Source organism: Yoonia sp. MH D7, from assembly GCF_054439475.1.
Genome location: NZ_JBTJCF010000001.1, coordinates 2,625,999 through 2,640,424 on the forward strand (window position 1 = coordinate 2,625,999; position 14,426 = coordinate 2,640,424).

13 protein-coding genes are annotated in these 14,426 nt (G+C 57.1%); 4 read left to right on the plus strand and 9 right to left on the minus strand.

Annotated elements, in window-relative coordinates; all coding sequences use genetic code 11:
- Window positions 1-77: 77 nt before the first annotated feature.
- Window positions 78-284, plus strand: a complete 207-nt coding sequence (rpsU, locus tag ACXLHR_RS13090) for a 30S ribosomal protein S21 (protein WP_100367708.1) — start codon at window positions 78-80, stop codon at window positions 282-284.
- A gap of 417 nt (window positions 285-701) precedes the next feature.
- On the opposite strand, the gene ACXLHR_RS13095 is transcribed toward rpsU, so the two are convergent.
- The 3 genes from ACXLHR_RS13095 to ACXLHR_RS13105 form a co-directional block, all read right to left on the minus strand.
- Window positions 702-3,704 (minus strand): DNA translocase FtsK, encoded by a 3,003-nt coding sequence (locus ACXLHR_RS13095; RefSeq protein WP_458791862.1) that lies wholly within the window; start codon window positions 3,702-3,704, stop codon window positions 702-704.
- 11 nt (window positions 3,705-3,715) lie between these two features.
- Window positions 3,716-4,894 carry an aminotransferase class I/II-fold pyridoxal phosphate-dependent enzyme gene (locus tag ACXLHR_RS13100; RefSeq protein ID WP_458792550.1) on the minus strand — a complete coding sequence of 393 codons (1,179 nt, stop codon included), beginning with the start codon at window positions 4,892-4,894 and terminating at the stop codon, window positions 3,716-3,718.
- A 118-nt stretch (window positions 4,895-5,012) separates the two neighbouring features.
- Entirely contained in the window at window positions 5,013-6,341 is a 1,329-nt protein-coding gene (locus ACXLHR_RS13105) for an amidase (protein WP_458791863.1), read from the minus strand.
- Window positions 6,342-6,425: 84 nt separating this feature from the next.
- Between ACXLHR_RS13105 and ACXLHR_RS13110 the strand changes: the two genes are divergently transcribed.
- Window positions 6,426-7,637, plus strand: a complete 1,212-nt coding sequence (locus ACXLHR_RS13110) for an FAD-dependent monooxygenase (RefSeq protein WP_458791864.1) — start codon at window positions 6,426-6,428, stop codon at window positions 7,635-7,637.
- A gap of 290 nt (window positions 7,638-7,927) precedes the next feature.
- On the opposite strand, the gene ACXLHR_RS13115 is transcribed toward ACXLHR_RS13110, so the two are convergent.
- The 5 genes from ACXLHR_RS13115 to ACXLHR_RS13135 all read right to left on the minus strand — a co-directional run bounded on the left by ACXLHR_RS13115 (window position 7,928) and on the right by ACXLHR_RS13135 (window position 11,530).
- The gene (locus ACXLHR_RS13115) at window positions 7,928-8,107 is read right to left on the minus strand and encodes a Trm112 family protein (protein ID WP_458791865.1); all 180 of its coding nucleotides are present in this window, start codon (window positions 8,105-8,107) and stop codon (window positions 7,928-7,930) included.
- On the minus strand, window positions 8,104-8,736 hold the full coding sequence (locus tag ACXLHR_RS13120; RefSeq protein ID WP_458791866.1) for an LON peptidase substrate-binding domain-containing protein: 633 nt from the start codon (window positions 8,734-8,736) through the stop codon (window positions 8,104-8,106). Before ACXLHR_RS13120 ends, ACXLHR_RS13115 begins: the two co-directional genes overlap by 4 nt.
- A 26-nt stretch (window positions 8,737-8,762) precedes the next feature.
- Complete coding sequence (locus tag ACXLHR_RS13125; protein ID WP_458791867.1) at window positions 8,763-9,674, minus strand: tetratricopeptide repeat protein; 912 nt, start codon at window positions 9,672-9,674, stop codon at window positions 8,763-8,765.
- A 68-nt stretch (window positions 9,675-9,742) separates the two neighbouring features.
- Window positions 9,743-10,531: an exodeoxyribonuclease III gene (locus tag ACXLHR_RS13130; RefSeq protein ID WP_458791868.1), complete on the minus strand. Its 789-nt coding sequence runs from the start codon at window positions 10,529-10,531 to the stop codon at window positions 9,743-9,745.
- A 9-nt stretch (window positions 10,532-10,540) separates the two neighbouring features.
- Window positions 10,541-11,530 (minus strand): asparaginase, encoded by a 990-nt coding sequence (locus tag ACXLHR_RS13135; protein WP_458791869.1) that lies wholly within the window; start codon window positions 11,528-11,530, stop codon window positions 10,541-10,543.
- A 187-nt stretch (window positions 11,531-11,717) separates the two neighbouring features.
- On the opposite strand from ACXLHR_RS13135, the gene ACXLHR_RS13140 reads away from it, so the two are divergent.
- Window positions 11,718-12,242, plus strand: coding sequence for an invasion associated locus B family protein (locus ACXLHR_RS13140; protein WP_458791870.1), 525 nt, complete (start codon window positions 11,718-11,720; stop codon window positions 12,240-12,242).
- Window positions 12,243-12,342: 100 nt separating this feature from the next.
- Window positions 12,343-13,521: a 23S rRNA (adenine(2503)-C(2))-methyltransferase RlmN gene (rlmN, locus tag ACXLHR_RS13145; protein ID WP_458791871.1), complete on the plus strand. Its 1,179-nt coding sequence runs from the start codon at window positions 12,343-12,345 to the stop codon at window positions 13,519-13,521.
- On the opposite strand, the gene ACXLHR_RS13150 is transcribed toward rlmN, so the two are convergent.
- The gene (locus ACXLHR_RS13150; protein WP_458791872.1) at window positions 13,518-14,366 is read right to left on the minus strand and encodes an LOG family protein; all 849 of its coding nucleotides are present in this window, start codon (window positions 14,364-14,366) and stop codon (window positions 13,518-13,520) included. The genes rlmN and ACXLHR_RS13150 overlap by 4 nt on opposite strands.
- Between the last annotated feature and the right edge of the window lie 60 nt (window positions 14,367-14,426).

Sequence of the window (14,426 nt, forward strand, 5' to 3'; positions counted from 1 at the left end):
GACAGAATCGCGCAACTTTGCTATGCGGCACCTTCCTGCAATAATGCAAATTTAACTAGAGAGGTGGTGAAAACCACATGCAGGTTAGTGTTCGTGATAACAACGTCGATCAGGCGTTGCGTGCTCTGAAAAAGAAACTTCAGCGTGAAGGCGTTTTTCGTGAGATGAAGCTTAAGCAGCATTTCGAGAAACCGTCCGTGCGTAAAGCACGCGAGAAAGCAGAAGCGATCCGCCGTCAGCGTAAGCTGGCTCGGAAGAAGCTCCAGCGTGAAGGTATGCTGTAAAGCAGCCCGATCCTCGTTTTGAAAACTGCAAAGCCCCCGTCTGAGTGATCAGGCGGGGTTTTTGTTTGGGCGGTGCATTTTGTGTCTTTACCCCGCGTTTGAAAGATCGGTCACGCATGAGACGAAATTTTAGGAGGAGTTAGATGTTTGCGGTTGTTGTTGTCGCTTCGAGTAGTGCGTGGTCTGTTTTCGCATGGCGTGCAGAAAATTGCTTATATTGTTTACCTTCGATGAACGGGCGCGCGCCGAAATATGCGGTATTTGCCAGCTGCGCGAACAAAAGCGAGATTTCCTAGATCGTCTCGGCGGGCATCAGGCTCGCGCATTGCGACCCAAAATAGAGGGCTTCGGCCAAGGCCCCGTTCGCCGAGACAATCTGGTGGTGGTTACATGATGTGCCAGTAGGCGCCACTATGGTTAGTATTGTTGGTGCTGTTCTGGAACCAGAATTTCGCGTTTTCCGACGTGGTTTGCCGAGGACACGACGCCTTCGTCTTCCATCTGTTCGACCAAGCGTGCCGCCTTGTTATACCCAATCGCAAGTTTGCGTTGGATGTAGGAGGTGGAGCATTTGCGGTCTTTGATGACGATGGCCACGGCGGTGTCGTAGAGTGCGTTTTCGGTTTCGTTGCCGTCGCCTAGGCCAAGCACCTGATCGATGCTCGAGCTTGCTTCGTCGGATGGCCCTTCGACTACGCCTGACATGTATTCGGGTGGGCCGAAGCCTTTGAGGAAGTTGACGATTTCTTCGACCTCTTCATCACTACAGAACGGGCCGTGGATACGGCTGATTTTACCGCCGCCTGCCATGTAAAGCATGTCGCCCATGCCCAAGAGTTGCTCTGCGCCCATTTCGCCGAGGATCGTGCGGCTGTCGATTTTGGACGTCACTTGGAAGGAAATGCGGGTCGGGAAGTTTGCTTTGATTGTGCCAGTGATGACGTCGACCGACGGGCGCTGCGTTGCCATAATCAGGTGGATGCCAGATGCCCGCGCCATCTGTGCGAGGCGCTGAATGCAGGCTTCGATTTCTTTGCCTGCGACCATCATCAGGTCGGCCATCTCGTCCACGATCACGACGATATAAGGCAGCACTTCTGGTGTGAATTCATCTGTCTCGAAGATCGGCTCGCCGGTTTCGTCGTCGAACCCTGTTTGCACGGTGCGGCTGAACATTTCGTCTTTTGCGAGCGCTTCTTTCACGCGGCCATTGTAACCGTCGATGTTGCGGACGCCCATTTTGGACATTTTACGGTAGCGCTCTTCCATCTCGCCGACGACCCATTTCAGGGCCACAACGGCCTTTTTAGGGTCTGTTACGACCGGCGAGAGCAAATGCGGGATGCCGTCGTAGACTGACAGTTCCAGCATTTTCGGATCAATCATGATCATCCGGCATTCTTCTGGCGTCAGCTTGTAAAGCAAGCTCAGAATCATCGTGTTGATTGCGACGGATTTACCCGAACCAGTAGTCCCTGCGATCAAAAGGTGAGGCATTTTTGCAAGGTTGGCGATAATGGGTTCGCCGCCGATGTCCTTGCCCAGAGCGAGCGGCAATTTCATGTTGCTATCGCCAAAGTCACGCGCGGCGAGCATTTCGCGCAGCACGACCATTTCGCGTTTCTCGTTTGGCAATTCGATGCCGATGACCGAGCGACCCGGCACGGTGGAGACGCGTGCGGAGAGGGCCGACATCGAGCGGGCGATGTCGTCAGCGAGGCCAATCACGCGGGACGCTTTCAATCCGGGCGCGGGTTCGAGTTCATACATCGTGACGACGGGGCCAGGGCGCACCGAGACGATTTCGCCTTTCACGCCATAATCGTCGAGCACGCTTTCCAACATGCGCGCGTTTTCTTCCAGTGCTTCGTCTGGCAGGTGGTGGCGCTCGATCGCGGAGGGGCTGGCCAGCAGGCTGAGTGGCGGGTGTTCGTAGTCGGCGTATTTATCGTCAAACTTCAGGTTCGGCTGTGCTTCGGCTTGGGCCTGTTTGGAAGGGATCACGGCGCGTTTCAGCGAGTGCTGCACGACCTTTTTCGGCTCTGGTGTCGGGATCACGATCCGCGCGGCTGGGGTGGGCGGTGGTGGTGGTGTGCTGGCACGCAAAACCGGCACAGGTGCGAAAGAGCGCGGGGCTACTGCGACCGGTTCCTCGATTTCGTCCTCGATTTCGATCAGTTCAGCGATGTCCTGATCGTCGTTTTGCAGGTTCAAGATCAGCGGGCGCGGGCCGCGTCCGGCAGTCAGCGTAGGCTCGATGCGCGACACGGAAGGTGGCGTGACAACGGCGTCTTTGCGGGCGCGGATTGCGTCTGAAATGCGGGCTTTGACGCGCTCTCCGTCCAGCGCGGGCGCGTCATGGTCCACGGTTGCAGATACGACCAGTTCAGGTTCCGGCATTGGTTCGTTGCGTTTGAGCAGGCCCGACAGAAAACCGCCCGTTTGCGGTGCTGGGTTTGCGCGTTGCGGGGCGACCATCGGAGCGGCGGTCATTTGGGGAGCTGCGACAGGGGCAGCGGCTTGCCCTGTCATTGGCGGCATTTTGCGCCCGTCAGATGGCGGCAGCGGGGCGGCAGCGCGTGTGGGCATTGCAGGGTTTGCCCGCACAACTGCGGCGGCGCGTGCCTTGCGTTCGGGATCGGGGTAAAACTGTTGTGCTGCGGCTTCCTGCTCGGCGTAGACCGCCAGATTTTCGCGGTGCTGTCGGGAAAGCTCGCGCTTGGCTTGCAGGGTTGCCATGCCGCCTTGCGCTGCTTTTGCGGAGACTTCAGCGGTTTTGCCAAGCAGGCTCAGGAGCTTTGCGTAGGTGACGATCACGCCGATAAAGAGAAAGCGCAAGAACCATTTGATTTCGGGCTTGGTGCAGCCCAGCACAAAGGCAAAAACTGCCAGAAAGACGAGGCCAGACAGGAGCGAGAACAGTTTGACCGCGAACCCGGTGCCGAATGGCAGGATTGTTAGGACCAGCGCCAGAACTGTATCGCCGAACATACCGCCCAGGCCGAAGTTTGTAGGCCACGTTGGGCCCGGCGACAGTGTGACTGCGTAGATTGAGGCCATCGCGATTGCAATTGGTGCAAAGATCAAGCGGCTAGCGGCCCGTTCTTCGCCCCTGTGTCCGGTGAAGCGCACGCCCCACGTCATCAGGATGGCGGGTAATGCGTAGATGCCGATGCCTACGACCATCATCAATGGCGCCGCAGTTGATGCGCCGAACCGTCCCAGCCAGTTCTGAACTGGTGCGTCGGTGGCTGACATCCATGATGGGTCCGCCGCTGTGTAGCTACCTACCATCATCGCCAGTAAGACGCCGCAGATTACCAACCCGATGCCAAGCAGTTCCTTGCCGCGTTTTTCAATCGCTGCCTGAGTTGTGCTATCTAGCAAGGGGTCGCGTCCGCGTGATTGGTAAGAAGCCATGATTAATTCCCTCAGTCGTATAAACAATCGCGGATTAACGTCAGTCCGCGTTGCATTTCTTGTGTCGGGGCGACGAGTGCCACCCGAATAAATTTAGCGCCCGGATTGGATCCGTTTACGTCGCGGCTTAGGTACGAGCCCGGCAAGACGCGCACGCCGGTTTGTGTCCAGAGCTTGACGGCTGCGGCTTCGCCATTGTCGACGGGTAGCCAGAGAAAGAAGCCGCCTTTAGGGCTGTCGTAATTTTGCACGCCTGCAAAGATAGTGTCGGCGATTTTGAATTTGGCGGCGTAGAGTGCGCGGTTTTCGACAACGTGTTCTTCGTCGTTCCACGCGGCGGTTGCCACGGCTTGCAGCGGTTCGGGCAATGGTGCGCCCGCGTAGGCGCGCAGTGCGCGGATGCGTTTGATGCTTTCAATGCCGCCGGCGCAGAAACCCGAGCGCAAGCCCGGCAAGTTGGAGCGTTTGGAAAGCGAGTGGAAAACCACCACACGTTCGGGGTCGGCGCCCATGTCTTTGGCCGCTTGCAATGCACCGACGGGCGGCGTTTCGCGGTAGATTTCCGAGTAGCATTCGTCGGCGAAAATGATGAAGTCGTGTTTTTCGGCCAATGCGATCAGGGTCTGCCAATAGGCCGCATCGGCCATTGCGCCCTGCGGGTTTGCGGGCGAGCAGATGTAGGCGATTGCGGTGCGGTTCAGCACGTCGTCAGACAGGTTGGTAAAGTCTGGCAGGTTGCCTGTCTCGGCGGTTGCAGGCACGAAGACCGGCTCTGCGTTAACCGAAAGTGCGGCCACGGCGTAGACCGGATAGAACGGATTTGGTATGAGAATAACGGGTTTTTGGCCGTTTTTCGTTTCAGGGCAAAGCGCCATTGCGGCGTTATAAAGCCCTTCGCGTGTGCCGTTCAGCGTGAGGATCTGATCGTTGGACAGCGTCACATCGTAGCGTCGCTGCACAAAGCCCGCGATTGCGGATAACAGATCTGGCGTGCCGTCGTTGCTGGGATATTTGCCGAATGACGCGAGGTTGGCCGCCAAAACGTCGCCCACGAATGGGGGGAACGCATGGCGTGGCTCGCCAATCGTCATATTGATCACCTCGTCGGCCTGTGTCGGCACATCCAAAAGGGCGCGCAAACGTGGCCAAGTTGCAACCGGAAGGTTCGAAAACCGCTCGGAGAATACCATAACTGCCTCAACTGCCGGATCATTGTCGTCCAACTTTTATGTAAACTAGCCCGCGAAGCGGTCGTCTGTCCACAATAAGCGGGACAATTTTTGCCCTTGGGTGACCGAATTGTGTCTTTTAGGACAAAGCCTTGGCGGCAGCCGCCCCGATCCGTAGCAGTTGTGCCTCGCTGTTGTGCCTCGCGTTAAACGAAATCCCGCACGATGGCGTGCCCGCGGGCAGGGTCAAACAGGTCAGCCCCATCAGGTTTCCGACCCGCGTGTTGCGCAGGGCCAGCAGGTTCTCGGATTTGTAATAAGTGTCGTCTGTGAGGAGCTTTTCCGCGCAAGGCGGCAAGGTCGGCGCGGTTGGCATCAGGACTGCGTCATAGCGAGCCGTAGCTGCGGCGTATATTTTGCGGATTTCATGGGTGCGGATCCATGCCGCGACGTAATCGGCAGCCAAGATATTTTTTCCACCGCGTACCCGTTCCAAGATTTGTGGGAACATTTTTTCAGGGGCGGCTTCGACTTTATCTTTCCAATAACCGTATGAATCTGCGGCATAAAGGGTGAAGGCGTTATCACATGCATCGTTGAGTTCGGGGATGTCGATATGTGTAATTTCCGCGCCTGCCGCCTTGAGTTTGGTGACTGCGCTAAGGAATGCCGCGTTTGGGGCGTCGCGGATGTCATCCATGACGATTGTGTCGAGGATGGCGAAATGCATGCCCTTGAGGTCGGCATTTTGCAGGTCGATTGGTTTGCTGCCTTCCAGTGCGGACAGTAAAAGTGCGGCGTCTTCGACGGAGCGGCACAGTGGGCCGACAGTATCAAAGGTAAGGCAGAGCGGCACGGCGCCTTGTAGCGAGAGCCGCCCGTGGGTGGTTTTCAGGCCGACCAGATCGTTCCATGCGGCAGGAATACGCACGGAGCCGCCCGTGTCGCTACCGATACCCGCGGCAGCTAAACCGAAAGCCACGGAGGCTGCGGCACCGGAGCTAGAGCCCCCCGGTACGGCATTTTCATCGTTGATGCAGGGCGGCGTGGCTGTCATCGGGTTCAGACCCAAGCCGCTGAAGGCGATTTCGGACATGTGGGTTTTACCAAGGCAGACGAGGCCTGCGGCGGTGGCCGTTTTGACGACTTCGGCGTCTTCGGAGGGGATGCGGCCTTCGAGCAGTTTTGTGCCTGCTTCGGTCCCTATGCCTGCGGTATCGAACAGGTCTTTCCAAGAAATCGGGACGCCATCGAGCGGGCCGAAGCGGTTGCCTGATTTGGCGCGCGCGCTGGCGGCGGCGGCTTCTGAGCGGGCGCGTTCATGGGTCACGCGGGCGTAGATGCGAGACGACATGGGGTGTGCGTCAATGGCGCCAAGATAGGTTTCCGTCAGCGCAATAGGATCGATTTCACCCGCGCCAATGCCGCGCCCAAGGTCGCCTGCAGTCATCCATAGCCAGTCTTGCATCGCGCCGCTCCTGTTTTGATTTATCACAACCTAGCGACCAAGCAGCGCATGGACAATCCCGTGTGAAAGACCATAATTAGCTGCATGAAAACTGATTTTATCATTGTGGGAGGTGGGCTGAACGGCCCTGCCCTTGCCATTGCCGCCGCTGATGCGGGGTTTACCGTCAGTATCATTGATAGCCTGCCAAAAGCGGTGCGCGAAACGCGTGATTTTGACGGGCGGTCTTATGCGCTGGCCTTGGCGTCCAAGCGGTTGTTGCAGGGTATTGGTGTGTGGGCGGATGTTGCGGAGCATGCCCAGCCGATGCTGGAGATTAAGGTGACTGACGGGCGCGCGGGTGAAGGTGCGGCACCCTGGATGTTGCATTTTGACCACTCCGAGATTGAAGAAGGCCCGATGGGGTTTATGGTTGAGGATCGCCATTTGCGCGGTGCATTTTTGACCGCAATGGATCGGCATCGCAATATTACGCAGATTGATGGGGAAACTGTCGTTGCCCAGCATGTGAACGACGCGGGCGTCACGGTGACGCTGGCCAGTGGCGGGACGGTTTCGGGAGCGTTGTTGATTGGCTCGGATGGCCGCAAAAGTGGCACGGCTGTCCGGGCGGGAATTAAGCGCACAGGTTGGGGTTACGACCAGACCGCGATTGTTTGTGCTGTGGAACATGAGCGTAGTCATGGCGGTATTGCGCATCAGTTTTTCATGCCACATGGGCCATTGGCGATTTTGCCGCTGACGGGAAACCGGTCGTCGATTGTTTGGGCTGAGACAACGGCGCGTGCTGCCGAGGTTATGGCACTGGATGATTCAGGGTTTTTAGATGCTTTGCGGCCTGCGTTCGGTAGTTTTTTGGGCGAGATCGGATTAACGGGTGCGCGGTTTACCTATCCGCTCGGTTTGACGCTGGCGAATAGTTTCATTGCCGAGCGCACAGCATTGATTGGTGACGCGGCCCACGGGATGCATCCGATTGCGGGGCAAGGGTTGAACGCCGGACTGCGTGATGTGGCAGCATTGATGGATGTGATTTCGGAAGCCCGTGCGCGGGGTGAAGACGTGGGTGGATCGCAAACACTGGCCAGTTACCAGCAGTGGCGCAGATTTGACACCGCGACGCTAGCCTTGGCGACTGACGCGTTTAACAAAGTGTTTTCTAACGATAACCCTATCTTACGTGCAGCGCGTGATTTGGGCATGGGGTTGGTAAATGGTGCGCCATCCTTGCGCCGCAAGTTCATCCGCGAGGCCGCAGGGTTGACCGGAGATCTGCCAAAATTGATGCGCGGTTAGCGGCGGTTTCGCATCCCTATATGTTCGACGTAGTTGACGCCGCAATACGCCGCGTTTTTCAAAATCGTGGTCGGCAGTTTGTCGGGTAGAAATCGCTTGCTGGAGCAATATGGGCACTTCGACAATTGCAGTGTCGCCGTTACACGGCAAGGTGTCGCCAAGAAATCCGCACAGCGAGAACGCTTCGCGTGGTTGTCAGCGGGGCGAGTTTTTTATGATCATATATGCCTGATCAGGTTAATCCGCCCAGATAAACGGGGCAGATTATACTATTGATAATAGACGCAGGATTATTCGAGGCTGCGTGCTTCGTCCAAGAGCATGACGGGAATACCGTTGCGGATCGGGAAGGCGAGGTTTGCGCCCTTCGAGATCAGCTCTTGGGCTTTCGCGTCATAGTCGAGCCGGCCGCGGGTTTGCGGGCAGATCAGTGCTTCTAGCATTTTCGGATCAAAGCTATTGTCGCTCATTGTATAAACTCCTCGGCATTACCGCCGCGTAGGGAAAACTCGATCAAGGTCGTGAGCGTTTCCCGGCGCGTCGTCAAGCACGGAGCTTCGAGGAGCGCCTGTTTGTCTTCGGGATCGAACGGGCACAGCATTGAGAGCGAGTTGATCAAAAGCTCGTCGCCGGTATCTTGCAAGCTGTCCCAATCGGTCGAAAGGTTCTCGTCCTCGAAATAGCGGTTAAGTGTGTGCATGAATGTGGACCGGTCAAATTTTGGGTCGGTTTCTGCACCGGCGAGATCGCGCGAGAACCCGTCCCATGACACCCGACATTGGCGGTAGGGCGTGTCTGCTTTGATCTCTTCCACAATCCGGAACCGCGAGGCACCTGACATGGTGATCATATAGCGCCCGTCTTCGGTTTCAGAGAAGGATGTGACCCGCCCGGCGCAGCCGATTTTATGCAACTGGCCAGCCGGGCCGTAGGGCTGGATCATGCCGACCAGCCGGTGGTCGGTTTTCAGAATGTCATCCAGCATTTGCAGGTAGCGTGGTTCAAACAGATGCAGCGGTAGCCGTGAGCGCGGCAACAAGAGCGCGCCCGGAAGCGGGAACACAGGGATCGTCTCGGGGAGGGGTGCGCGTTTTGTCATATCCCTAACCTAGGCCGTTTCTTCCGTCAGACAAATATCATTGAAGAAAGTTTTCGCCGACCGTTCAGAACCAGCGGATCTTTGGCGGGCAAGGCATCGAAAATGGTGAAAAGTTCGGTGCGTGCTGCCCCATCGTTCCATTCGCGGTCTCGGCGGAACAGTTCGAGAAGGTGGTCGATAGCGCCTTGTGTATCTTCGTTGGCCATCAGGGCATTTGCGAGATCAATGCGCGCCTGATGGTCATCGGGGTTGGCGTCAACCTTGGCTGTGAGTTCGTCGACAGGTCCGGCGCCGGCGGCTTTGCGAGCGAGGGTGATTTGTGCGTGCGCTGCCTCTAGTGCGGGGGCGGTTGAGATTTCGGCTGGTGCCCCGTTGAGGATCGCTTCGGCTTGGTCAATGTCGCCAAGCGCGAGGTGGGATCGCACGAGCCCAGCGTAGGCGCCAATGTGGTTTTCATCTTCCGTCAGGATGGCGGCAAAGGTTTCGGCGGCGTCGGCGGCGGCCCCTTCGGTCAGCATTTCTTCGGCTGCTGCGACTGCGTCCTCGAGACCGTTGTCAGGTTCTGGCCCCATGGCGACGATTTTATCGACAAATGCGTTGATTTCCGAGGGGGGGAGTGCGCCTTGGAAGGCGTCAACGGGTTTACCTTGGTAAAAGGCGTAGACCGTCGGGATCGACTGCACTTGCAGTTGACCTGCGTAGCCCGGATTGGCGTCGACGTCTATTTTCACCAGTTTGACGCGACCTTCGGCTTTGGTCACGGCCGCTTCGATTGCGGGGCCGAGGGTTTTGCACGGGCCGCACCACGGTGCCCAGAAATCGACGATAACGGGGATGTCTTGCGAGGCTTCGATCACGTCTTGCACGAAGGATGCATCAGTCCCGTCGATGATGTTTGCGTCTGTTGGTGCGGGTTTGGTTTCGCCTAGTCCGAGCATTTATCGCGTCTCCTGAATGTCATGTTATCGTCTATATGTGGATGATGCCGCCTTTGGGCAAGAGTATGTTACAGATCGAAGGTTGCAAAAACCGGTGCGTGGTCGGAGGGTTTTTCCCAACCGCGGGTGTGACGCACGATGCGAGAAGAGTGGCCTGATGCTGCGATGTCGCTGGTTGCCCAGACGTGATCGAGGCGGCGTCCTTTGTCGGCGGTGTCCCAGTCGGCGGCGCGGTAGGACCACCAGCTATAGAGTTTGCCGTCGGGGATATTTGCGCGGGTGACGTCGATAAAGTCGCCTGCGGCTTGGACTTCAGCGAGGGCTTCGACTTCGATGGGGGTGTGGCTGACGATTTTCAGCAGTTTTTTGTGGTCCCAAACGTCGTCTTCGCGTGGTGCAATGTTCAGGTCGCCGACGAGGATGGATTTTTGTGGTTTGTCAGCGTGGAAGGCATCGCGCATTTCGGAGAGGTAGTCGAGTTTTTGACCGAACTTTTCATTGATAGTGCGGTCGGGCTTGTCGCCGCCTGCGGGCACATAGAAGTTGTGGATCGTGACACCGTTGGCCAAGCGACCAGCGATGTGACGGGCGTGGCCGAGGGCTGCGTAGTCTGCGGCGCTTGTTTCCTCAATCGGCATTTTAGACAGGATTGCGACGCCGTTATAGCCTTTTTGTCCGCGTGCGATCATGTGGTGGTAGCCGAGGGCTTGGAACTTTTCGAGCGGGATCAGGTCGACGGGGCTTTTGCATTCTTGCAGGCAGAGAACATCCGGCATTTCATCGCGCATCAGCTGTGCGACGATATCTTCGCGCAGGCGAACCGAGTTGATGTTCCAAGTGGCGAGGGTAAAAGACATTTGGTTTCCTTAAAGAAGTGCAGCGGAGGGGCGGGTGTAGCCGACGTGGGTGCCGCGCCAGTTTTTCATATCGAGCGACATGCGTTGGACGGTAGCAGGGTGGTTGATGTCGAGCACGCCGAGTTTGACGAGGATCGCAGCGATGGCGGCCTCGGATGCGCGGGTGGCCCCGTCGGTGATTTTGAGGGCAACGCCCATCTTCAGGGCGGGGATGATGGCGACGAACACACCTTCGGCCCCTGTTTTGATCGCCACTTTGTGATCCATTGCGCGCATCAGATCGGTGCACGCGCGGGTCTCGCCCGCGACAAGTTCGGGGTAGGTCATCATAGCGTTTCGCAGTTTGACGGCGGCCTGTTGGCGCAGGTCGCCTGATTCTTTGGCGGCTGCGAAAAATGACATGGCGCGGGCAAGGCCGTGAACGGTGCAGGCGTGGTTTGGTGCGGAGCAGCCGTCGATGCCGTAGTGCGGGCTGGTCTCGCCTGTAGTTTCCTCGAATGCCGCTTTGCCCATCATTTGCACGGGATGGTCGAGTAATTCGTAGTCGGCGTGCCCTTTGATGTGTTTGTTCAGCGTCAGGAAGCCCGTGTGTTTGCCAGAGCAGTTGTTGTGCATTTGGCAGGGTTGTTCGCCTGCGCGGATCAGTTTTTCGCGAGCCTCTTTGTCGCCCGGGGCTTGAGGGCCGCAGCGGAAGTCGTCGTCGGTGTAGCCCAGATCAGAGAGCCAAGCGCTTACGCGGTCGGTATGGATCGCCGCCCCTTGGTGTGATGCGCAGGACAGAGCCAGTTGTTCCGTCGTAAGGTGTGCGCCTGCACCGGATTCGAGCAAGGGAAGAGCTTGGATCATTTTGCACGACGAGCGAGGAAAGATCACCGCCGTAGGGTCGCCCCAAGCGTGGATGATTTCGCCCGCCTCGTCGCAGACCACCGCATGTCCTTGATGCACGGATTCCAACAGGTCGTTGCGCCAGATTTCGACAAGATTTACAGGGGTGTTCATGCGTCAATTCCTATATTGTGGCGGGGTCCTGCGGATGTCCGAAATCAGGGCTTTCCCAACCAAGCGATTTTTTGCTACCATAACAGCAATCGAGTTGAAACAAATCCCGTTCGCATAAATGGTGTCATAAGATTCACCAAGGCACATCGGGGTATCCAGAGGCAAGCACGGCTTGGAGGCTGTAAGTATGATTTTTAAGATTTCGGGCGTTTTGGGCGCGTTAGCACTTTGCGCGTTGGCAAGCACTAGCGTGGCGCAGACCAGCAGCAATCAGGTCGCGTCCAACACGGACTGGAGCGTCTTTGTCGAAGATAGCCCCAAGGAATGCTGGGGCGTATCCGCACCAAAAGAGACCCTGAACACCAAAGACGGGCAATCCGTATCGGTGCAGCGCGGCGAGGTTTTACTGTTTGTTTTCTACCGCCCCGGTGCGGCGGTGCAGGGTCAGGTCGCGTTCACAGGCGGTTATCCGTTTGCAAGCGGATCGACCGCAGCCATGGATATTGGCGGCACGACATTCCAGTTGTTTACCGAGGGCGAGTGGGCGTGGCCTGCAACACCCGAAGATGACGCCAAGATCGTGGCAGCGATGAAGCGCGGGTCCGAGACCACGCTGACCGCACGTTCGGGTCGTGGCACGCAGACGGCGGACAAATTTAGTTTATTGGGCTTTACGGCTGCTGTTGACGAGGCTGCAAGCCGCTGCCAGTAGGCGCATTCGACACAGTTTTATAAGAATGGAGGCGGTTTCTTGCGGGAGCCGCCTCTTTTGCCTATATGATGTGTTTGATCCTCAATTAAGGTAGGCCACAATGGACGCGACATCCCCGATCACCCAAGATGTGATGACCATTCCCCGCAAGGCGGAAGTTGGCTTGCCAAACCTGATCGGGATGTCTCGCGATAAATTACGCGAGGCGTTGATTGCTGCTGGCACGCCTGAAAAACAGATTAAAATGCGGATGAGCCAAGTCTGGGCGTGGCTGTATCATTGGGGCGTCCGCGATTTTGGCGAGATGACCAATCTGTCCAAAGATTACCGCGCCATGCTGGAAGAAAATTTTGTGATCGCGATGCCAGAGGTTGTGACCCGTCAGGTGTCTGACGATGGCACGCGCAAGTATCTTGTGCGGATTGCGGGCGGTCATGAAGTCGAGATAGTTTATATTCCCGAGAAAGATCGGGGCACGCTGTGTATTTCGAGTCAAGTGGGCTGCACGCTGACGTGCCCGTTCTGTCACACTGGCACGCAGAAACTGGTGCGCAACCTGACGAGCGCCGAGATTGTTGGCCAGATCATGATCGCGCGTGACGATTTGGGCGAATGGCCTGTGCCCGGTGCGCCGGTGAATGAAGGTCGTTTGTTGTCTAACGTCGTGCTGATGGGCATGGGCGAGCCGCTTTATAACTTCGAGAACGTGCGTGACGCGATGAAGATTGCGATGGACCCCGAGGGGATCCAGCTATCGCGCCGTCGCATTACGCTGTCGACCTCTGGTGTGGTGCCAGAGATTGCCCGCACGGCTGAAGAGATTGGCTGTATGTTGGCAATTTCGTTCCATGCGACGACCGATGAGGTGCGCGACAAGCTGGTGCCGATCAATAAGAAATGGCCATTAGAAGTGCTATTGCAAGCGCTGCGCGACTACCCGAATGTGTCTAATTCAGAGCGAATTACGTTTGAATATGTGATGTTGCATGGCGTGAATGATAGCGACGCGGATGCGCACCGTTTGGTGAAATTGATCGAGGGTATTCCGGCCAAGATCAACCTGATCCCGTTTAACGAATGGCCCGGTGCGCCTTATACGCGCTCTAGCAACAACCGCATTCGGGCCTTTGCCGAGATCATTCATAACGCGGGGTATGCATCGCCCATTCGCAAACCGCGTGGCGAAGATATTATGGCTGCTTGCGGTCAGTTGAAGTCCGCAACCGAGCGCGAGCGTAAATCCCGCGCCCAGATTGCAGCAGAGACCGGCGGCGCTTAACGTCCCGGAATGACGTCCCGTTTTTCGCCTTTGCCTTCCCAGTTTTCAAAGGCGGATACGGCTTCTTCTGCGGTTTCGACGAAGCGGAAGAGGCTGAGGTCGTCATCGGAAATTGTGCCTGCTTCAGCGAGCTTTTCCCAGTTAATGATGCCGCGCCAGAAGTCTTCGCCAAAAAGCAGGAATGGCACGCGCGCCATGCGGCCGGTCTGGATCAGGGTGAGCGCCTCGAATGTTTCATCCAATGTGCCAAAGCCGCCCGGGAAGACGCAGATCGCCGAGGCGCGCATCAGGAAGTGCATTTTGCGGATCGCGAAGTAGTGGAAGTTAAAGCAAAGTTCTGGGGTGACGTATTCGTTCGGCGCTTGCTCGTGGGGCAGCACGATGTTCAACCCGATTGATTTGCCGCCTGCGTCCATAGCGCCGCGATTGCCGGCCTCCATCACGCCCGGGCCGCCGCCAGTGACGACGACGTTTTCGTGTCCGCCGTTGGCCATGGATTTGCGCGTCATGATTTCGGAGAATTTGCGCGCCTCGTCGTAGTATTTTGACAGGTCGGCTAGGGTTTTTGTCCGAGCGCTGTCTTTTTTCGCGGGTTCGGGGATGCGTGCGCCGCCGAACATGACAATGGTGCTTTCGATGCCAGCTTCGTCCATCAACATTTGCGGTTTCAGCAATTCCAGTTGCAGGCGTACGGGACGCAATTCGTCGCGGCACAGGAAATCATCGTCAGCAAAGGCCAACCGATATTCTGGAGCGCTGGTTTGGGGCGTGTCGGGGACTTGTTTGGCCTCTTTGCGGTCTTGATGGCTATCGCGAAACGGGTGGCGGCGGTGATCGTCGATCATAAAGTATACTCTCTTATTTGGTTGCCTTAACAGTTGCCTGAAATGAAACCGGATGCAAAC

Excerpts from the sequence above, each read along its gene's own strand:
- rpsU (WP_100367708.1), top strand. The coding sequence starts at position 78 with ATGCAGGTTAGTGTTCGTGATAACAACGTCGATCAGGCGTTGCGTGCT.
- ACXLHR_RS13095 (WP_458791862.1), bottom strand. The coding sequence starts at position 3,704 with ATGGCTTCTTACCAATCACGCGGACGCGACCCCTTGCTAGATAGCACA.
- ACXLHR_RS13100 (WP_458792550.1), bottom strand. The coding sequence starts at position 4,894 with ATGGTATTCTCCGAGCGGTTTTCGAACCTTCCGGTTGCAACTTGGCCA.
- ACXLHR_RS13105 (WP_458791863.1), bottom strand. The coding sequence starts at position 6,341 with ATGCAAGACTGGCTATGGATGACTGCAGGCGACCTTGGGCGCGGCATT.
- ACXLHR_RS13110 (WP_458791864.1), top strand. The coding sequence starts at position 6,426 with ATGAAAACTGATTTTATCATTGTGGGAGGTGGGCTGAACGGCCCTGCC.
- ACXLHR_RS13115 (WP_458791865.1), bottom strand. The coding sequence starts at position 8,107 with ATGAGCGACAATAGCTTTGATCCGAAAATGCTAGAAGCACTGATCTGC.
- ACXLHR_RS13120 (WP_458791866.1), bottom strand. The coding sequence starts at position 8,736 with ATGACAAAACGCGCACCCCTCCCCGAGACGATCCCTGTGTTCCCGCTT.
- ACXLHR_RS13125 (WP_458791867.1), bottom strand. The coding sequence starts at position 9,674 with ATGCTCGGACTAGGCGAAACCAAACCCGCACCAACAGACGCAAACATC.
- ACXLHR_RS13130 (WP_458791868.1), bottom strand. The coding sequence starts at position 10,531 with ATGTCTTTTACCCTCGCCACTTGGAACATCAACTCGGTTCGCCTGCGC.
- ACXLHR_RS13135 (WP_458791869.1), bottom strand. The coding sequence starts at position 11,530 with ATGAACACCCCTGTAAATCTTGTCGAAATCTGGCGCAACGACCTGTTG.
- ACXLHR_RS13140 (WP_458791870.1), top strand. The coding sequence starts at position 11,718 with ATGATTTTTAAGATTTCGGGCGTTTTGGGCGCGTTAGCACTTTGCGCG.
- rlmN (WP_458791871.1), top strand. The coding sequence starts at position 12,343 with ATGGACGCGACATCCCCGATCACCCAAGATGTGATGACCATTCCCCGC.
- ACXLHR_RS13150 (WP_458791872.1), bottom strand. The coding sequence starts at position 14,366 with ATGATCGACGATCACCGCCGCCACCCGTTTCGCGATAGCCATCAAGAC.